Origin of the sequence: Mycobacterium gordonae, assembly GCF_017086405.1 — a bacterium.
Classification (GTDB): Bacteria; Actinomycetota; Actinomycetes; order Mycobacteriales; family Mycobacteriaceae; genus Mycobacterium; species Mycobacterium gordonae_D.
Genome location: NZ_CP070973.1, coordinates 5,678,058 through 5,697,017, shown reverse-complemented (window position 1 = coordinate 5,697,017; position 18,960 = coordinate 5,678,058). Strand labels below are relative to the sequence as shown.

The window sequence follows — 18,960 nt, the reverse complement described above, 5'->3', positions numbered from 1 at the left end:
CGGGCGCCTTCGCCGTCCGCCGACCGACTGCGCCTTGCCGGGCTCGGCTCGGCCCACTTCGGCGCCTGTGCACAGTGCACCTCGCCCCGAACTGGGTCTGTGCACTCTGCACGATGTCGTCCCGGTGTCTGGCGAGGCAAGCTGGCAAAACTCAAGAGATGTTGGGCCCGTTGTTGATTGGCGCATTGCCTGGCCGACGCCGGCCCCGATTGAATCCGATGGAAGGACAGCGATGGCATTCCTGATTGCCGCGCCGGACGCGGTGGCGCATGCTGCGAGCCAACTGACGAATGTGGGATCGATGCTGAGCGAGGCCAACAGCGCCGCGGTCGGCCCGACGACCGCGCTCGCTGCGGCCGGTGCCGACGAGGTGTCGGCGGCGATTGCCGCAATGTTCTCGACACACGCCCAGACCTACCAAGCGGTCAACGTGCAGGCGGCTTCCTTCCATCAGCAGTTCGTGCAGGCGCTGACCAGTGCCGGCGGGTCATATGCGACCGCCGAGGCATTGAACGCGTCACCGTTGCAGGCGGTTGAGCAGGCCGTGCTGGGCGCTGTCAACGCGCCCACCCAGCTGCTGCTGGGTCGCCCTCTGATCGGCGACGGTGCCCACGCCACCGCCCCGGGTGGGGCCGGCGGCGCCGGCGGCCTGCTGTGGGGTAACGGGGGTAACGGCGCTGCCGGTGCGGCCGGCACCGGTCAGGCGGGTGGTGCCGGTGGCGCTGCCGGGCTGTTCGGTAACGGCGGTGCTGGCGGGGCCGGCGGATCGGGCACTGCCGGCACTGTCGGCGGTCTCGGCGGCGCGGGCGGGGCCGGCGGGGCCGGGGGCTGGTTGTACGGCAACGGCGGCAGCGGTGGCTTCGGCGGGGTCGGCGGTCTGGGCGCCACTCAGAGCGGCAACGGCGGCAGCGGTGGCTTCGGCGGCGCCGCCGGAGTGCTGGGCGCCGGCGGTGCCGGCGGCCTCGGCGGGGCGGGCGGTGCCGGTCGCAGCGGTAACCCGCTTCCTGCCGGCTCGGCAGCGGACGGCGGTGCCGGCAGCGCCGCCAGCAGCAATACCAGTTCACCGGCGATTGCCGGCAACGGCAGTCCCGGCACGCCAGGCAGCGCCACCGTCAATGGGGGTAACGGTGGACAGGGTGGTACCGCGACCGGGCAACCCGGTCAGTGGGGGCTGAGTAACTCGAGTCCGATCACCGGCGGTAACGGAGGACACGGCGCCGACGGATTCAACGGCGGAAATGGTGGGGCGGGCGGTGACGCCAACCAGACGTCCGCGGGTAGCGGAGCGCCCAACTTCTTCACTCCGGGCCAGCCGACCGGAGGGACCGGCGGTGACGGTGGCAATGCGCTCGGCATCGGCGGCAACGGCGGCAACGGCGGCAACGGCGGCGACTCGCTCGGGTTCGCAGTCGGACCCAACCACCCCGGAGCGGCGGGCGGGGACGGCGGCAACGGGTCTGCTGGCGCGAACGGCGGCGCCGCCGGTGCCGGAGGTGCCGGGGGTGCCGGAGGGCGTGGCGGCTTACTCGTCGGCAATGGCGGAGCCGGAGGTTTCGGCGGGGCCGGCGGGGTCGGTGGGACCGGCGGAGCCGGAGGCTCCGGTGGCAGCGGCGGCGCCACCGGAGACACCCTCGGATCGTTTACCGCGCAGCAGAATCTCGCGGGCGGCGCTGGCGGCAACGGCGCCCAGGGCGGCAACGCCGGAGCGTCGGGGGCGGGCGGCACCGGTGGCGACGGTGGCGCCGGCGGACTGCTGTTCGGCGACGGGGGCGCAGGTGGCGGAGGCGGCGTGGGCGGCGCCGGTGGCGCAGGCGGGGCCGGTGGACTCGGTGGTGCCGGCGGCGGCGGCGGCAACGCCTACACCGCGCAATTGCTCGCCAACTCTCAACTGCAAGGCGGCGACGGAGGAGACGGCGGTGCCGGAGGGACCGGTGGGACCGCGAGTAACGGTGCGACGGGCGGCCGCGGCGGAAGTGGCGGAAGCCGCGGATTCATCGGTGCCGGGGGCGCGGCGGGCCTCGGCGGAGCCGGCGGCGCCAGCGCCGCCGGTGGCGCGTCGGGCACGGGTGGCGCCGGTGGCGCCGGCGGCGTCACGGCGGCCAGCTGGACATCCACCCCGGTTGCGGGTGCTCCGTCCACCTACGGCAGTGCGGGTGGCACGGGCGGCTCCGGGGCCGCCGGGGCGGGCAGCATTTCGGGGACAAGGGGCGCTGACGGCAGGGCGGGCTGATCGGCGGGTGGCTGTGCAGAGTGCACAACCTTCGCCGTGATGCACGTGCAGTGTGCCCTGCCCGCGGCGGGTCGGATTCGTCTTCGCTAAGAGGATACGAATTTCGCCGCAATGATCGGTCAGCCGCGCATATTCTGCGATTCGCCGCGTGCGCCGTCGAACGATAGGACACACCATGTCTTTCCTGGTTGCAGCACCCGAATTCCTGGCGCTGGCGGCGTCGGATCTCTCCGGCATCGGTTCCACGATCGATGCTGCCGCTGCCGCGGCGGCCAACCCCACGACGGCTCTGGCGGCCGCCGGCGCCGACGAGGTGTCTGCCGCGATCGCGATGCTGTTTTCCGGGCATGCTGAGACTTACCAAGCGCTCAGCGCCCAAGCCGCGGCGTTTCACCAGCAGTTCGTGGCGACCATGACGGGCGCCGGGAGCACCTACGCTGCGGCCGAGGCGCTCAATGCCGCGCAGGCGGTACCCCAGGACGTGATGGGACTGATCAACGCGCCCACCATGGCGCTGCTCAATCGCCCGTTGATCGGCGACGGTGTCAATGCCACGACCCCGGGGGGCAGGGGTGGCGACGGTGGATTGTTGTGGGGCAATGGTGGTAACGGTGCCGGGGGCAGCGCCGGACAGGGCGGTGGTGCCGGCGGGTCTGCGGGGCTGATCGGCAATGGCGGGGCCGGCGGCTCTGGGGGAGTCGGCCTGACGGGCGGCGCGACCGCCGGCGCCGGCGGCGCCGGCGGCAACGGTGGCTGGCTCTACGGCAACGGCGGTATCGGCGGGGCCGGCGGGGCCGGTGCCGCAGCCAACGGAGGCGCCGGCGGGCTCGGCGGCGCGGGTGGTTCGGCAACGCTGTTCGGTGCCGGCGGGGCCGGTGGTGCCGGCGGAACGGGCGGCACGAACGGCAATCAGTTCGGTCCCGGCGGCGGTGCCGGTGCAGCCGGCGGTCGGGGCGGGTTCCTGTACGGCAACTCCGGGGTCGGTGGCAGTGGCGGGACCGGCGGCGTCGGGGCGAGCTTCGGTGGAACCGGCGGTGCCGGCGGTGAGGGCGGCAGCGGCTGGATCTGGGGAGACGGTGGTCAGGGTGGCGCCGGCGGCGGTGGTGGACAGCCAGGCTTCAGCAGTGGTGGTGCCGCCGGCAACGGCGGGGCCGGCGGGCTATTCGGCAATGGCGGCGCCGGCGGTGCAGGTGGACATGCCGCCGGTGCGGTGGCCGGCAACGGAGGGCTCGGCGGCCGGGCTCTGCTGATCGGCAACGGCGGTCACGGCGGCGTCGGCGGCAACGGCAACGCCTTCTCCTCGACCACCGGGAACGGCGGGGAGGGCGGCACCGGCGGGTTGTTCTACGGCAACGGCGGCGACGGGGGTAACAGCGGCACGCCCGGGGGCGCGTCGGTCGCCAACTTCGCGTCGGGTGCCCGTGGCGGTGCCGGTGGCAATGCGCGGCTGGTCGGCAACGGCGGAACCGGCGGCGACGCCTACGGCGGTGTCGGTTCCAACGGGCCGGTGACCGGCCCGGGGCAGGCCGGCAGGGGCGGTCTCGGCGGATACCTGTTCGGCAACGGCGGGGCCGGGGGTAACGGTCTCACCGGGAGCTTCGGCGGCAGTTCGGCAGCCGCCGGCGCCTCCGGCGGCAACGGTGGCAACGCCTACTTCGTTGGCGCCGGCGGTGCCCCGGGCTCCGGTTCGGTGCACGGGAATTTCGGGTCCCTGCCGGACGGCGTCAACGGCATCGCCGGCGCCAACGGCACGATCTTCACTCCTCCGTCGATCGGCGGTGGCGGCATCCTCGACGTCATCAACGCACCCACCGAGGCGCTGTTGGGCCGTCCGCTCATCGGCGACGGAGCCAACGGCACGGCTTCGAATCCCAACGGGCAAGGCGGGGGTCTGCTGTGGGGTAACGGTGGCCGTGGCTTTGACAGCACTACCGCCGGTGTGGCCGGCGGTAGCGGAGGCGATGGCGGGCTGTTCGGCAGCGGCGGCGGGGGTGGCACCGGCGGTGCGGGTGCCGGCGGCGGCAACGGCGGTAACGCCATCATCGGACTCGGAGGAACCGGCGGCATCGGCGGTGCGGGCGCGTCCGGTGGCAACGGTGGAAATGTCGTCCTCTGGGGTGCCGGGGGGTCCGGTGGTGTCGGCGGCACGGGCGTCGTTGGAGGCAACGGTGGTAGCGGTGGACACGGCGGGTGGCTGTACGGCGACGGCGGCGCCGGCGCGCGAGGTGGCAACGGCAGCAGCGGCGCGAACGCTCAATTCGCCGGGCCCGGTGGGGACGGCGGTCGTGGTGGAAACGGCGGCGCCGCAGGTCTGATCGGCAACGGCGGCGCAGCGGGGAGCGGCGGCGTCGGCGGCGCGGGCGGCCTCGGCCTTGCCACCGGCGGCTTGAACCCGGCCAACGGTGGTGCCGGAGGCCATGGCGGCGACGCCGGCCTTGGTGGGGCCGGCGGGACGCTGTACGGAAACGGCGGGGCGGGCGGAGCCGGCGGGAACGGCGGCGCCGGCGGCAGCTACCAGGTCGCCGGAGGCGCTCCACGTACCGGGGGCATCGGCGGCGATGCCGGAAACGGGGGCGGCGGCGGCGCGGCCGGATTGTGGGGCGCCGGCGGCATCGGCGGAGCCGGCGGCATCGGCGGAGTCGGGGTGTCGGGATTCTCGGGCGGCACCGGCGGTGACGGTGGCGGCGGCGGAAACGCCGGGAACGGCGGGGCCGGCGGGTCGGTTTACGGCAACGGCGGTGTCGGCGGCGCCGGCGGCAGGGGTGGTGACAGCTTCGACGGCTTCCCGGCATTCAATGGCGGTAAAGGTGGGGATGGCGGCAACGCCGGCGTGGGCGGCAGCGCCCGACTCATCGGCAACGGCGGTAACGGTGGTTCCGGTGGGGCCGGCGGCATCGGGGAAGTTGGTGACGGCGGTGACGGTGACGGTGCGGTAGGAGGCTCCGGCGGCTCACTGTTCGGCACGGCCGGATTGCCCGGGTAGCGGTCCCGCTCGCCGGCTCTACAGTTTGCGCAGCCTCAGCCGGTTGATGGAGTGATCGGCGTCCTTGCGCAGCACCAGGGTGGCTCTGGGCCGGGTCGGGAGGATGTTCTCGACCAGGTTGGGCCGGTTGATCGACCGCCAGATCTCTTTCGCGGCGACGACGGCCTGTGAGTCGGACAGGGCCGAATAGTGGTGGAAGTGCGACTCCGGGTTGGCGAACGAGGTGCCGCGCATCGCCAGGAACCGCGACACGTACCACTGCTCGATGTCCTCGATGCGGGCGTCCACATACAGCGAGAAGTCGAACAGATCCGACACCATCAGCGTCGGACCCGTTTGCAGGACGTTCAGCCCCTCCAGAATCAGGATGTCGGGATGCCGAACCACGTGCTTGGCGCCGGGAATGATGTCGTAGCGCAGGTGTGAATACACCGGCGCGCAGGCGTAGTCGGATCCCGACTTCACCGACGTGACGAACCGCATCAGTGCCCGGCGGTTGTAACTCTCGGGGAAACCCTTGCGGTGCATCAGGTTTCGTCGTTCAAGTTCGGCGTTGGGGTAGAGAAACCCGTCGGTGGTGACCAGGTCCACCCGGGGATGGTGATCCCAGCGGGCCAGCAGCGCCTGCAGCACGCGCGCCGTGGTCGACTTGCCGACGGCCACGCTGCCCGCTACCCCGATGATGAACGGCACCGGGCGGTCGGGGTTTTGCTGCGGTTCGCCGAGGAACTCGGCGGTGGCGGCGAACAGGCCCTGCCGCGCGGCCACCTGAAGGTGGATGAGCCGGGCCAGCGGCAGGTAGACCTCCTCGACCTCCAACAGGTCGATCTGTTCGCCGAGGCCGCGCAGACCGACCAATTCCTCTTCGGTGAGGGCCAGCGGCGTCGACATGCGGAGCGCGCGCCATTGCCGTCGGTCGAACTCGACATAGGGGCTCGGCTCGCTCGGCCGCGGCATGGTGCCAGTCTCTCAGGAACGGCAGCGGCACTGACGGTGGGGCTGGCGAAAACGCGATTCAGCTGTGCGGCAACCGTCTCGATAGACTTATGCCCGTGACTGCTACTCCCGGCGCCCGCGTCGCTCCCCCGGCACAGCCTCCCTGATGTCCGCACCACTCGCTGAGGTCGACCCCGATATCGCCGAGTTGCTGGGCAAGGAGCTCGGGCGGCAACGCGACACCCTCGAGATGATCGCCTCGGAGAACTTCGCGCCCCGCTCGGTTCTGCAGGCCCAGGGCAGCGTGTTGACCAACAAGTACGCCGAAGGTCTGCCCGGCCGCCGGTACTACGGGGGCTGCGAGCACGTCGACGTGGTCGAGAACATCGCCCGTGATCGCGCCAAGGCGCTCTTCGGCGCGGATTTCGCCAATGTGCAGCCGCATTCGGGCGCGCAGGCCAACGCTGCCGTGCTGCACGCGCTGATGTCGCCGGGGGAGCGGCTGCTGGGTCTCGACCTGGCCAACGGCGGCCACCTGACCCACGGGATGCGGCTGAACTTCTCCGGCAAGTTGTACGAGAACGCCTTCTACGGCGTCGATCCCACGACCCATCTGGTCGACATGGACGCGGTGCGCGCCCAGGCACTGGAGTTCCGTCCGAAGGTGATCATCGCCGGCTGGTCCGCTTATCCCCGGATCCTCGACTTTGCGGCGTTCCGGTCGATCGCCGACGAGGTGGACGCCAAGTTATGGGTCGACATGGCGCATTTCGCCGGCCTGGTCGCCGCGGGGCTACATCCTTCGCCGGTGCCGCACGCCGACGTGGTGTCCACCACCATCCACAAGACGCTCGGGGGCGGCCGCTCCGGCATGATCGTGGGTAAGCAGGAGTATGCGAAGGCCATCAATTCGGCGGTGTTCCCCGGTCAGCAGGGCGGGCCGCTGATGCACGTGATCGCAGCCAAGGCGGTCGCATTGAAGATCGCCGCCACGCCTGAGTTCGCCGAGCGTCAGCAGCGCACGCTGGCGGGTGCGCGCATCATCGCCGACCGCCTGCTGGCCGACGACGTCGCCAACGCCGGTGTCTCCGTGGTCAGCGGCGGCACCGACGTCCATCTGGTGCTCGTCGACCTGCGCAACTCTCCGTTGGACGGCCAGGCCGCCGAGGACCTGCTGCACGAGGTGGGTATCACGGTCAACCGCAACGCCGTGCCAAACGACCCCCGGCCGCCGATGGTGACGTCGGGTCTGCGGATCGGGACGCCGGCCCTGGCGACCCGCGGCTTCGGGGACGCCGAATTCTCCGAGGTTGCCGACATCATCGCGACCGCGCTGGCGGCCGGCACCTCAGCGGACGTGGCTGAACTGGGCGCGCGCGTTGCGCGGCTGGCCAGGGAGTTTCCTCTCTACGAGGGCATCGAGGAATGGGGCCTGGTCGGGCGCTGAGGCCCGCCCGCCCCGCCGAGCAGACGCAAAAGCCCCCTTTTCCATGCGTTCCATGCCGAAAAGGGGGCTTTCGCGTCTGCTCACAAAGTGACCCGCGACACGCCCGCAGAAATTTGAAAGAACCTGTGAATGCGGGTTACAGTTACCGCATGGCACAGAAACCTGTCGCTAATGCGCTGACCCTTGAACTTGAGCCCGTGGTGGAATCCCTGCTGGCACACCACCTGGCCACCGAAGAGATCTGGTTCGCCCACGACTACGTACCGTTCGACCGTGGGGAGAACTTCGCGTACCTCGGCGGGCGCGACTGGGACCCGTCCCAGGCGACGCTGCCCCGCCCGATCACCGACGCCTGCGAGGTCATGCTGCTGCTCAAGGACAACCTGGCGGCCCATCACCGCGAGTTCGTCGAGCACTTCATCCTCGAGGACTACTGGGGCCGGTGGATCGGCCGCTGGACCGCCGAGGAGCATCTGCACGCCATCGCGCTGCGCGAGTACCTCGTGGTCACCCGCGAGGTCGACCCGGCCGCGAATGAAGACGCCCGGGTCCAGTACGTCATGAAGGGCTATCGCACCGAGAAGTACTCGCAGATCGACACCCTGGTCTACATGGCCCTCTCCGAGCGCACCTATGGCACTTTCTGCCGCAACCTTGCCGCGCAGATCGAGGAACCGATTCTGGCCGGACTTGTGGACCGGATCGCGCGAGACGAAGCGCGGCACGAGGAGTTCTTCGCCAACCTGATCACCCACCTGCTGGACTACTCCCGCGACGAGGTGATCCAGGCGATTGCCGCACGTGCCGCCGATCTCGACGTCCCCGGCGCCGACATCGATGCCTACCAGGACAAGCTGCAGGCCGTGGCCGACGCCGGTATCTTCGACCGCGCCCAACTGCAGCAGGTGATCTCCGAGCGCATCACCGCGTGGGGTCTGGCCGACGAACCGGCACTGCAGCGGTTCGTCACCGACTAGCACGGACTAGTCCGCCCACATTTGTTGCGTTTACGTGTCTCGATAGCGTCTCGGCGCGCCTGCACTGCGGGGGTGTGGCCACCGGAGTAGCGTCGCCGGTGATGGCCAGCGACTTGCTCTGCTGCCAGGGCGGCACCTTCCGTCACTTCAACGGCAGGACCGGCCCCGGTCCTGGTGCCGCGGCCCCCGCCGACACGCTCGCGTGGGTCCGCCCGAGCGCCATTCGCTCGAGGAGCGCCCCGTGACCGAAATCCGGACGTATGTGCTTGACACCTCCGTGCTGCTGTCCGACCCGTGGGCATGCAGCCGGTTCGCCGAGCACCAGGTGGTGGTTCCGCTGGTAGTGATCAGCGAACTGGAGGCCAAGCGCCACCACCACGAGCTGGGCTGGTTCGCGCGTCAGGCGTTGCGCCTGTTCGACGATCTGCGTCTGGAACACGGCCGGCTTGACCAGCCCATTCCGGTTGGGACACAAGGCGGTTCGCTGCACGTCGAGTTGAACCACACCGACCCGTCGGTGCTGCCCGCGGGCTTCCGGACCGACAGCAACGACTCGCGCATCCTGAGCTGCGCCGCCAACCTCGCCGCCGAGGGTAAGCGGGTGACCCTGGTGAGCAAGGACATTCCGCTGCGGGTCAAGGCCGCCGCGGTGGGCCTGGCCGCCGATGAATATCACGCGCAGGACGTCGTAGCCTCCGGCTGGTCCGGGATGGCCGAGATCGAGACCGCCTCCGACGACATCGCGGCGCTGTTCGCGGACGGTGAGATAGACCTGGCCGAGGCTCGGGACTTGCCGTGCCACACCGGGATTCGGTTGCTGGGTGGCAGCTCGCACGCGCTGGGCCGGGTCACGCCCGCCAAGCGGGTGCAGCTGGTTCGCGGCGACCGGGAGGTGTTCGGCCTGCGGGGTCGCTCCGCCGAGCAGCGGGTGGCTCTGGATCTGCTGCTCGACGAATCGGTGGGCATCGTCTCGCTCGGCGGCAAGGCCGGCACCGGGAAGTCGGCCTTGGCGCTGTGCGCGGGACTGGAAGCGGTGCTGGAACGCCGCACCCAACGCAAGGTGGTCGTTTTCCGCCCGCTGTATGCCGTGGGAGGCCAGGAGCTGGGTTACCTGCCCGGCAGCGAGAGCGACAAGATGGGCCCCTGGGCCCAGGCGGTCTTCGACACCCTTGAAGGTCTGGCCAGCCCGGCGGTGCTGGACGAGGTGCTCTCGCGGGGCATGCTCGAGGTGCTGCCGTTGACCCACATCCGAGGTCGGTCGTTGCACGACTCGTTCGTCATCGTCGACGAAGCCCAGTCCCTGGAGCGCAACGTGCTGCTGACCGTGCTGTCCCGGCTGGGCACCGGTTCCCGGGTGGTGTTGACGCATGACATCGCCCAACGCGACAACCTGCGGGTCGGCCGGCACGACGGGGTCGCCGCGGTGATCGAGAAGCTCAAGGGTCACCCGCTGTTCGCCCACATCACGCTGCTGCGCAGCGAGCGCTCGCCGATCGCCGCGCTGGTCACCGAAATGCTCGAGGAGATCGCCGGCCCGCACTGAGTCCTGGGAGTCGGCCATCCGGGCGCTGAGCCTGCGCCTGCGGCGGGAAAATGCCGCGGATGGCGCCTTGGACGCAGAATGAACGCCGTCACCGCACCCTCGACGTCGGGGTTGCGGGCGATACGTTCGGTAAACTTTCCTGGTGCCGAAACGACCCGACAATCTCGCCTGGCGCTACGGGCGCACGGTCCTCGGCGTCGTGGTCGCGGCCGGGGTGCTGGTGATCGGCGGGCTGACCGGCCACGTCACGCGGGCCGACAACCAGAGTTGCGCCGCGGTCAAGTGTGTCGCGCTGACCTTCGACGACGGCCCCAGCCCCTACACCGACCGGCTGCTGCAGATCCTCAAAGACAACGACGCCAAAGCGACGTTCTTCGAGATCGGCAACAAGGTCGCGGCCAACCCGGCCGGCGCCAAGCGGGTCGTGGACGCCGGGATGGAGCTCGGCAGCCACACCTGGGAGCACCCCAACATGACGACCATCCCGCCGGAGGACATCGCCGCGCAGTTCTCCCGGGCCAATGACGCCATCGTCGCCGCGACCGGCCGCAAGCCCGCGTTGTACCGGCCCGCCGGCGGGCTGTCCAACCCGGCGGTGCGCCAGGCTGCGGCGAACTTCGGCCTCGCTGAGATCCTCTGGGACGTCATTCCTTTCGACTGGGCGAACGACTCCAACACCGCGGCGACTCGGCAGGTGTTGATGGCGCAGATCAAGCCGGGATCGGTGGTGTTGTTCCATGACACCTACTCGAGCACCGTCGACCTCGTTTACCAGTTCATCCCGGTGCTCAAGGCCAATGGCTACCGCCTGGTGACGGTCAGCGAGCTGCTGGGGCCGCGGGCGCCCGGCAGCAGTTACGGGAGCCGGGAGAACGGCCCGCCCGTCAACGAGCTGCACGACATTCCGCCCGGCGACATCCCGCCGCTACCGAACACCCCGTCGCCCAAGCCGATGCCGAACTTCCCGATCACCGACATCGCCGGGCAGAACTCGGGCGGGCCGAACAACGGTGCCTAGGGCAGCGGCGCCGAAGTCTGCTCTGCGGCTGTCGATTCAGTACGGCACCGACTTGTCGCTGGCGTACATCATCGCCGTCGCCGACACGGCCGCGATCCTGATCCCGATGCGAGGCCACAGCCCCGCGGTAGCCAACGCAGACTTCGCCGAAAAGAACACTGGCATGGTGGCGCTGCTGATCGTGCTGGGAACTCTGTCAGTGGCGGTCATCGGGCCCCTGATCCTGGCGCCCACCCTGCGCTGGTACACCGCCGGCGTGCAACCGACACCCGAGCAGCGCGACGCGGCGATGAAAATCGCGGGTCGGCAGTCAGCGCTGCTGGCGGCGACCTGGGCGGTGTGTGGCGTGATCGTCGTTGTGCCCAATACCGATGGCGGAGCCGCGGTCATGGTGCCGATCTCACTCGGCGTGCTGATCGGCGGGGCCGCGGCCGCCGGTACGGGTCTGCTTCTCGCGCAGCGCACGCTGCGGCCGATCATGAGCGCGGCCACCCGCGGGTGCCAGCCGCGACTGGTGGTGCCGGGTGTCTTCGCGCGGCTCGTTCTGCTGTGGTTTCTGTGCAGCGCATTGCCGATCGGGGTGATTGCCACGTTCGCGGTGATGCGCTCCACCGGCTGGGTAATGGAGCAGGCGAACTCGCTCGACGTGCCGATCCTGGTGGTGTCGTTGGCGGCCATTCTGCTGGGAATGCCGATCATGATCCTGACGTCGCGGTCGATCTCCGATCCGGTCGCCGAGGTCGCCGACGCGATGGCCGAGGTCGAGCACGGCCACATCGACACCTACGTCGGTGTGTACGAACGGTCCCAGATCGGGAGGCTGCAAAGCGGTTTCAACCGGATGGTAACCGGGCTCGAGGAACGGGACCGGCTGCGTGACTTGTTCGGGCGTCACGTCGGGCCCGACGTTGCGCGCCGTGCCCTCGAGGAGGGCGCCACGCTGTCCGGTGACGTCGTGGACGCCGCCGTCCTCTACATCGACCTGGTGGGTTCCACCAAGCTCACCCAGAACCTCCCGCCGCAGGAGGTGGCGGCGGTGCTCAACGATTTCTTCCGCATCGTCGTGGGCACCGTCGACGAGTTTCAGGGACTCATCAACAAATTCGAGGGTGACGCCGCGCTGGTCGTCTTCGGAGCACCGTTGCGCACCAGCGAACCGGCGGCGGCGGCGTTGGCCACGGCGCGTGCCCTGGGTGACAAGGTCCGGCAGCTGCCGATGGTGGACTTCGGCATCGGTGTTTCCGCCGGGCGGGTCTTCGCCGGCAACATCGGCGCCGAAAACCGCTACGAGTACACGGTGATCGGCGACGCGGTCAACGAAGCGGCCCGGCTGGCCGACCTCGCCAAGACGTCCGAACGTCGAATCCTGGCCTCGGGCACGGCAATTGACCGCGCGGGGTCGGCTGAGCGCAAGAGCTGGGACGAGTGCTATGCGACCGTGCTGCGCGGTCGCTCCGAGCCGACCCACGTCTGGATGCCGCCCGACCGGGCACCGGCCAAGGCTTCGCCGGTTACTTCTTCGAAACCTTCAGCGAGGCAATGACTTTGTCGACGATAGCCGCGGAGGCCTTGTCTCCGATGGCGGTCGCGCCCAAGAAGATGGTGACCGGTTTGGTGTCGACCGCGATGATCGTCACCGTGTCACCCTTCACACCGCGGGTGGTGTCGGCGATGGTGACGTCGGCGTCCACCCGGGCCGCCTTGACTCCGTCCACCGTCATCGACGACTTCTTCTTCGGCCCCAGCGTGGGATTCGACTGGATATAGCCGGGGCCGTTGGCCACGCAGTCCATCAACTTCGACGCCTGCGCGTTGACGTCCATGCTGGTCACGAAATTGGTGATGGCGACCTCGACCTGCATCATCCATTGGCTCGCGTTGGGCACCTCCGCGCCCAGGCCGACGGCGTCGATCATGTTGGGGTTCTGGTCGTCCACATAGGGCTGCCAACCCGGCGCCGCGTTCGTGGGGAAGGACAGCTTGCCCGCCGAGACCGTGTCGCCGGTGGGCTTGTTGCCGCCGGAGACGTTGGGGGTGCAGTCAGTCGCGGTCTGCATCGACGTCTCGGGTCCGGAGGTCGCGGCGCTCGTCGTCCCGGACGGGCCGGCCGTCGGAGACTCGTTTTCGTTGCCTTTGAGCGAGACCACCAGGATCACCACCAGCACGATGACACCCAGCACGGCGATGCCGGCGACGATCAGCCACGGCAGTTTCGAATTCGACGGCGGGGGACCGGGCGGGTAGCCACCCGGCTGCCAGCCAGGCGGGACCTGTTGGCCGGGCTGGCCGTATTGCTGGGGTGCGTAGCCGGGGACGCCGTAGGGATCGGTGCCGGGGGGATACTGGCCACCGGGCGGCGGGTAGGGGTACGAACCTGGCTGACCGGGTGGCGGGCCCTGCGGCTGGCCCTGGGGCTGGCCGCCCCAATACGGTTGCTGCCCATACGGGTTCGCCCCGTACGGGTCCTGACCGTAGGGGTCCTGACCGTAGGGACCGCCGGGGGGAACCGTCATTACTGAATCACCCTTACTCTCACCGGCCGTCTCCACGCTGAGCTAGCCACACATAACCGCGTCCACCGCAGGGTACCTGCGGTTGCCACCATCCCCCCCGATCCGGCTATTCGACGGGTTCGACCTTGGCCATCGCGAGCACGTCGAGGCGGCGGTCCAGTTCCTCTTCGGACAACTTGTCACCGATCAAGCCGCGGTCGATGACGGTCTGACGGATCGTCTTGCGCTCCTTGAGCGCCTGCTTGGCTACCGCGGCGGCTTCCTCGTACCCGATGGCCGAATTCAACGGCGTCACGATCGACGGTGAGGACTCGGCCAGCTCGCGCAGGTGCTCGACATTGGCGACCAGTCCCGATATGCATCGGTCGGCGAACAGCTTTGACACGTTGGTCAGTAGCTTGAACGACTCGAGGATGTTGCGGGCCATCATCGGGATGTAGACGTTGAGCTCGAAAGCGCCGGCGGCGCCACCCCAGGCAACGGCAGCGTCGTTGCCGATCACCTGTGCTGCCACCTGGGTAACCGCTTCTGGCAGAACCGGATTCACCTTGCCCGGCATGATCGAGCTGCCCGGCTGTAGGTCCGGCAGCTGAATCTCGGCCAGGCCGGTCAGCGGGCCCGAGCCCATCCAGCGGATGTCGTTGGCGATCTTGGTCAGCGACACCGCGATGGTGCGCAGCGCGCCGGACGCCTCGACCAGCCCGTCGCGCGCTGCTTGGGCCTCGAAAGAATTTGTCGCCGTGCGTAATTCGGACAAGCCGGTCGATTCCACCAGCACCGCCACCACCCGGACGCCAAACCCTTCGGGAGCGTTGAGGCCGGTGCCGACCGCGGTGCCGCCGATCGCCAGCTCACCCAGCCGGGGCAACGTAGCCCGTACCCGCTCGATACCGGCCTCGATCTGGCGGGCGTACCCGCTGAACTCCTGGCCGAGGGTCACCGGAACGGCATCCATCAGGTGCGTGCGTCCGGATTTGACGACCGTCTGCCACTCGAGTGCCTTGCCCGACAACGCGCCCTGCAGCACCTCGAGGGCCGGGATGAGATGGCGCACCGCGGCCTCGGTGGCTGCGATGTGGGTGGCCGTCGGGAAGGTGTCGTTGGACGACTGCGACATGTTGACGTCGTCGTTGGGGTGCACCTTCACCCCGTTGGCCGCGGCGATCGACGCGATCACCTCGTTGGTGTTCATGTTCGAGCTGGTCCCCGAGCCGGTCTGGAAGACGTCGATCGGGAACTGGTCGTCGTGCTTGCCGTCGGCGATCTCGGCGGCCGCGGCGATGATCGCGTCAGCCTTCTCCGGGTCCAGCAGTCCGAGGTCCTTGTTCACCTGCGCGCAGGCGCCCTTCAGCAGACCCAGTGCGCGGATCTGGGTGCGCTCCAGGCCGCGGCCCGAGATCGGGAAGTTCTCTACCGCGCGCTGGGTCTGCGCGCGCCACAACGCGTTGACCGGCACCCGGACCTCGCCCATGGTGTCGTGCTCGATGCGATATTCGGCGCTTTCGGCCATAGCTCAGATCCTCGTATGTCTAGGTGTCAGGGCAGGGGATAGGCGGCGTTGCTGTCGCCGGTGAAGTCGATCGCCGAGTATTCGTTGAGCTTGGACAGCCGGTGGTAGGCCTCGATCATGCGCACGGTGCCCGACTTGGACCGCATCACGATCGACTGGGTGGTGCAGCCGCCCGGGTAGTACCTAACGCCCTTGAGCAGGTCGCCGTCGGTGACACCGGTCGCGCAGAAGAAGACGTTCTCGCCCGATACCAGGTCGGTGGTGGTCAGCACCCGCTCGACGTCGTGGCCGGCGTCGATGGCCTTCTGGCGTTCGGCGTCGTCCTTGGGCGCCAGCTGGGCCTGGATGGCCCCGCCCATGCAGCGGATCGCCGCGGCGGTGATGATGCCCTCCGGGGTCCCGCCGATACCGGCCAGCATGTCGGTGCCCGAGCCCGGCCGGCACGCCGAGATGGCGCCGGCGACGTCACCGTCGGTGATCAGCCGGATCCTCGCGCCGGTGTCGCGGACGTCGGCGATCAGCTGGGCGTGCCGCGGCCGGTCCAGGATGCACACGGTCATGTCCCGTACCGACAGTTCCTTGACCCGCGCGACCGCGCGGACGTTCTCGGCGATCGGTGCGGTGATGTCCAACACGTGGGCGGCATCGGGGCCGACGGCGATCTTGTTCATGTAGAACACCGCCGACGGGTCGAACATGGCACCGCGATCGGCCACCGCCAGCACCGAGATCGCGTTGGGCATGCCTTTGCTCATCAGCGTGGTTCCGTCGATCGGGTCCACGGCGAAGTCGCATTCCGGGCCGTCGCCGTTGCCGACTTCCTCGCCGTTGTAGAGCATCGGTGCTTCGTCCTTCTCGCCCTCGCCGATGACCACCACGCCACGCATCGACACCGAGTTGACCAGCTCGCGGATGGCGTCGACGGCCGCGCCGTCGCCCCCCTCCTTGTCGCCGCGGCCGACCCAGCGACCCGCGGCCATGGCACCGGCTTCGGTGACGCGCACCAACTCGAGAGCCAGGTTGCGGTCGGGGGCCTCGCCACGGGGTCGGGCGTGTGACGAGGTCGCAATGGTCGGCGACGAGCCTGATCCCTGTGCAGTCATGGTTGGCGCCCTTCATTCATGGTTGCCGATTGTCCCAGAAGCGGAACACTCGACTGGAGCTGGGATACTTGCGGAGTGACCTCGGAGCCGCAGCCTGCCCCCAAGCCGGCCAAGCCGCGGTTGCTGCAGGACGGACGCGACATGTTCTGGTCGCTGGTGCCTCTGGTGATCGGGTGCATCCTGCTGGCCGGCATGGTGGGAATGTGTTCCCTCGCGCCAGGCGGGACCAATCGGGGCAAGGTCCCGTCCTATGACGCGGCGGCGGCGCTGCGGGCAGACGCCGCGACGCTCGGATTCCCGATCCGGTTGCCCGAGTTGCCGCCGGACTGGAAGCCGAATTCCGGCGGCCGTGGCGGCATCGACGCGGGCCGCACGGACGCCTCCGCCGGCCAGCGGCTGCACGCGGCCACCTCGACCGTCGGCTACATCAGCCCGACCGGGATGTACCTGAGCCTGACGCAGAGTAACGCCGACGAGGACAAACTGGTCGGCTCCATCCATTCCGGCATGTTCCCGAGCGGGACCGTCGACGTGAACGGCACCAGGTGGGTCGTCTACCAGGGAGCCGACCAGGACGGAGCGGTCGAGCCGGTGTGGACCACCAGGCTCGCCAGTCCGGCCGGCCCCACCCAGGTGGCGATCACCGGCGCCGGCACCCCCGACCAGTTCCGCACCCTGGCGTCCGCGACACAGTCCGCGCAGCCGCTACCGAGCCGTTAGGCCGAGAGAAAGGACGTCTTGTGACCGCACCCGAAGCAGATCTCGCCGGGTGGTCGGCTGCGCCGTTCACCGGCGCCGGCTATACCTACGACGTCTACCGCAAGGGATCCGGCCCCGGCGTGGTGCTGATCCCGGAGATGCCGGGCATCCATCCCGGCGTGCTGGCGCTGGGCAACCATCTGGTGGACAACGGGTTCACCGTGGCCATCCCGTCACTGTTCGGTCAGCCAGGCAAGGCCAAAACCCCTGGCTACATCCTGGCGGAGATCAGCCGCGGCTGCGTCGCGAAGGAGTTCGCCGCGATGGCCACCAACAAGCAGCGCCCGGTGTCGCTGTTCCTGCGCGCCCTGGCCCGAGATCTCAACGAGCAAACGCCCGGCAGGGGCGTCGGGGTGATCGGTCAGTGCTTCACCGGCGGCTTCGCGCTGGCCGCCGCCGTCGACGACAGCGTGCTGGCCCCCGTCCTGAGCCAACCCTCGGTGCCCTTCCCGTTCACCGCCAAGCAGCGCCGCGATCCGGGGATGAGCGAGTCCGAGCTGGCCGTGGTGGCCGAACGCTGCGCCAACCACGACCTGTGCGCCCTGGGGCTGCGGTTCAGCGGGGACAAGATGGCGCCGGGCGAACGCTTCACGACGCTCAAGCAGCGTCTCGGCGATGCGTTCGAGGTGATCGAGATCGACTCCGGCCCGGGCAATGAGCACGGTTTCGGCCGGATGGCGCATTCGGTGCTGACCGACGAGGTCCGCGAGGTCGACGGCCAACCGGCTTACGAGGCGCGCAAGCGGGTGGTCGAATTCCTCACGGCGCGGCTGACTTAGCGCGCCGCAACCATCCGCGGCGGGCCGGCCTGTCCTCGGGGACGGGTTTGAGTTCGACGCCTTTGTAGACCGCCAGATAGACGTCGATGGTGGTGACGATCACGATCATCACCACCGGGCCGATGACGATGCCCCACGGGCCGAACATCGAGATCCCGGCGAACACCGAAAGCAACATCAGCGCCGAATTCAGCCGGGCATCCCGGGGCACCAGGATCGGTCGCAGGAAATTGTCGATGTTGGTGACCACCACGAAGTGAAAGAGCACCACGAACAGGCCGCCGCCGATATTGCCGAAGAGCATCATTCCCACCCCGAACGGAATGGTCACGATGCCGCCGCCCAAAGGAATGATGGACAACGCGGTCAGCACGATCGCGAAGATGAAGAAGCCATGGTGGAAACCCGCGATGAAGATCGACGCGGCGCCCGCGACGCCCTGGCAGAAGGCGATGACGAACTGCCCGTTGACGGTGCCGCGCACCATCGAGCCCATTTTCTGCAGGTACAGATCGGTGACCTCGTCGCCGAGCGGATTGAGTTGGCCGATCAGGGTCCGCAGCTTGTCGCGGTGCACCAGCAGTGCGACGAACACATACAGGAAGATGATCGCCGACGTGATCGTCCCGGCGAGACTGCCCGCCGTGTTCTGCAGCACGCCCAACAGCCAATGCCCGACGCTCTGGGCCGCGGACACCATCGCCTTGCGCAGCATCTCGGCGGTGACGTTGATGTGCACGAACGGCACCCGGGACAGAAATTCGTTGACCAGCTTCAAGGTCTTATCGCCGAGGCTGCTCAGGTCGGTCGAGCGGACCCACTCCGAAACCGAGTCGATCATGCGAGCGATCTGCACGATCGCCAACGCCACCAGCAGTCCCACCGGGACGATCACGATGAACAGCGCTGACAACAGGGTGGCGGTGGCCGACAGGCCGGTGCCCACCCGCGTGTTGAACCAGTTGAACAGCGGCGTGAACAGATACGCGCCCACGGCGGCCACCACGATGAGAACGAAATAATTGCGCAGGAAGTACGCGCCGAAAGCAAGGGCGAGGAGAGTGATGATCGCCAGGGCGCGTTTCTGGGTAAGCGTGAATTCGGTGTTCATGCTGGACCGAGACCGCCCTCCGCGTCAGTGTTGAAGGCAACCCTAGCGGCG

Annotated in this window: 14 protein-coding genes; 9 read left to right on the top strand and 5 right to left on the bottom strand. The window is 69.1% G+C overall.

Features of this window, described 5'->3' with window-relative positions; translation table 11 throughout:
* Positions 1-232 precede the first annotated feature (232 nt).
* Both JX552_RS24215 and JX552_RS24210 read left to right on the top strand, forming a co-directional pair.
* Positions 233-2,230 carry a PE family protein gene (locus JX552_RS24215; RefSeq protein WP_205874364.1) on the top strand — a complete coding sequence of 666 codons (1,998 nt, stop codon included), beginning with the start codon at positions 233-235 and terminating at the stop codon, positions 2,228-2,230.
* A 175-nt stretch (positions 2,231-2,405) separates the two neighbouring features.
* Entirely contained in the window at positions 2,406-5,213 is a 2,808-nt protein-coding gene (locus JX552_RS24210) for a PE family protein (RefSeq protein ID WP_205874363.1), read from the top strand.
* 18 nt (positions 5,214-5,231) lie between these two features.
* Here JX552_RS24210 and coaA read toward each other — a convergent pair whose 3' ends face one another.
* The gene (coaA, locus tag JX552_RS24205) at positions 5,232-6,170 is read right to left on the bottom strand and encodes a type I pantothenate kinase (RefSeq protein WP_205874362.1); all 939 of its coding nucleotides are present in this window, start codon (positions 6,168-6,170) and stop codon (positions 5,232-5,234) included.
* Positions 6,171-6,315: 145 nt separating this feature from the next.
* On the opposite strand from coaA, the gene glyA reads away from it, so the two are divergent.
* The 5 genes from glyA (at position 6,316) to JX552_RS24180 (ending at position 12,677) form a co-directional block, all read left to right on the top strand.
* On the top strand, positions 6,316-7,596 hold the full coding sequence (gene glyA / locus JX552_RS24200) for a serine hydroxymethyltransferase (protein ID WP_205874361.1): 1,281 nt from the start codon (positions 6,316-6,318) through the stop codon (positions 7,594-7,596).
* A 149-nt stretch (positions 7,597-7,745) separates the two neighbouring features.
* Positions 7,746-8,573 (top strand): acyl-ACP desaturase, encoded by an 828-nt coding sequence (locus JX552_RS24195; protein ID WP_205874360.1) that lies wholly within the window; start codon positions 7,746-7,748, stop codon positions 8,571-8,573.
* Positions 8,574-8,814: 241 nt separating this feature from the next.
* Complete coding sequence (gene phoH2, locus JX552_RS24190) at positions 8,815-10,116, top strand: RNA 5'-3' helicase PhoH2 (RefSeq protein ID WP_205874359.1); 1,302 nt, start codon at positions 8,815-8,817, stop codon at positions 10,114-10,116.
* 142 nt (positions 10,117-10,258) lie between these two features.
* Positions 10,259-11,134, top strand: coding sequence for a polysaccharide deacetylase family protein (locus JX552_RS24185; protein ID WP_205874358.1), 876 nt, complete (start codon positions 10,259-10,261; stop codon positions 11,132-11,134).
* A gap of 52 nt (positions 11,135-11,186) precedes the next feature.
* Complete coding sequence (locus tag JX552_RS24180; RefSeq protein ID WP_205878657.1) at positions 11,187-12,677, top strand: adenylate/guanylate cyclase domain-containing protein; 1,491 nt, start codon at positions 11,187-11,189, stop codon at positions 12,675-12,677.
* On the opposite strand, the gene JX552_RS24175 is transcribed toward JX552_RS24180, so the two are convergent.
* From JX552_RS24175 to glpX, 3 genes are all read right to left on the bottom strand, one after another.
* Complete coding sequence (locus JX552_RS24175; protein WP_205874357.1) at positions 12,646-13,647, bottom strand: hypothetical protein; 1,002 nt, start codon at positions 13,645-13,647, stop codon at positions 12,646-12,648. The two genes, JX552_RS24180 and JX552_RS24175, sit on opposite strands and share 32 nt — an antisense overlap.
* Positions 13,648-13,753: 106 nt before the next feature.
* Positions 13,754-15,157, bottom strand: a complete 1,404-nt coding sequence (locus tag JX552_RS24170; RefSeq protein ID WP_205874356.1) for a class II fumarate hydratase — start codon at positions 15,155-15,157, stop codon at positions 13,754-13,756.
* A gap of 26 nt (positions 15,158-15,183) precedes the next feature.
* Positions 15,184-16,260, bottom strand: a complete 1,077-nt coding sequence (gene glpX, locus JX552_RS24165; RefSeq protein ID WP_205874355.1) for a class II fructose-bisphosphatase — start codon at positions 16,258-16,260, stop codon at positions 15,184-15,186.
* A 75-nt stretch (positions 16,261-16,335) separates the two neighbouring features.
* On the opposite strand from glpX, the gene JX552_RS24160 reads away from it, so the two are divergent.
* Positions 16,336-16,980: a DUF4245 domain-containing protein gene (locus JX552_RS24160; RefSeq protein WP_241010699.1), complete on the top strand. Its 645-nt coding sequence runs from the start codon at positions 16,336-16,338 to the stop codon at positions 16,978-16,980.
* A gap of 20 nt (positions 16,981-17,000) precedes the next feature.
* Positions 17,001-17,798 carry a dienelactone hydrolase family protein gene (locus JX552_RS24155; RefSeq protein WP_205874353.1) on the top strand — a complete coding sequence of 266 codons (798 nt, stop codon included), beginning with the start codon at positions 17,001-17,003 and terminating at the stop codon, positions 17,796-17,798.
* On the opposite strand, the gene JX552_RS24150 is transcribed toward JX552_RS24155, so the two are convergent.
* Positions 17,779-18,909, bottom strand: coding sequence for an AI-2E family transporter (locus JX552_RS24150; RefSeq protein WP_205874352.1), 1,131 nt, complete (start codon positions 18,907-18,909; stop codon positions 17,779-17,781). The genes JX552_RS24155 and JX552_RS24150 overlap by 20 nt on opposite strands.
* Positions 18,910-18,960 lie beyond the last annotated feature (51 nt).

Bases quoted from the DNA above. Each gene is read 5' to 3' on its own strand.
- JX552_RS24215 (WP_205874364.1), top strand. From the start codon at position 233: ATGGCATTCCTGATTGCCGCGCCGGACGCGGTGGCGCATGCTGCGAGC.
- JX552_RS24210 (WP_205874363.1), top strand. From the start codon at position 2,406: ATGTCTTTCCTGGTTGCAGCACCCGAATTCCTGGCGCTGGCGGCGTCG.
- coaA (WP_205874362.1), bottom strand. From the start codon at position 6,170: ATGCCGCGGCCGAGCGAGCCGAGCCCCTATGTCGAGTTCGACCGACGG.
- glyA (WP_205874361.1), top strand. From the start codon at position 6,316: ATGTCCGCACCACTCGCTGAGGTCGACCCCGATATCGCCGAGTTGCTG.
- JX552_RS24195 (WP_205874360.1), top strand. From the start codon at position 7,746: ATGGCACAGAAACCTGTCGCTAATGCGCTGACCCTTGAACTTGAGCCC.
- JX552_RS24175 (WP_205874357.1), bottom strand. From the start codon at position 13,647: ATGACGGTTCCCCCCGGCGGTCCCTACGGTCAGGACCCCTACGGTCAG.
- JX552_RS24170 (WP_205874356.1), bottom strand. From the start codon at position 15,157: ATGGCCGAAAGCGCCGAATATCGCATCGAGCACGACACCATGGGCGAG.
- glpX (WP_205874355.1), bottom strand. From the start codon at position 16,260: ATGACTGCACAGGGATCAGGCTCGTCGCCGACCATTGCGACCTCGTCA.
- JX552_RS24150 (WP_205874352.1), bottom strand. From the start codon at position 18,909: ATGAACACCGAATTCACGCTTACCCAGAAACGCGCCCTGGCGATCATC.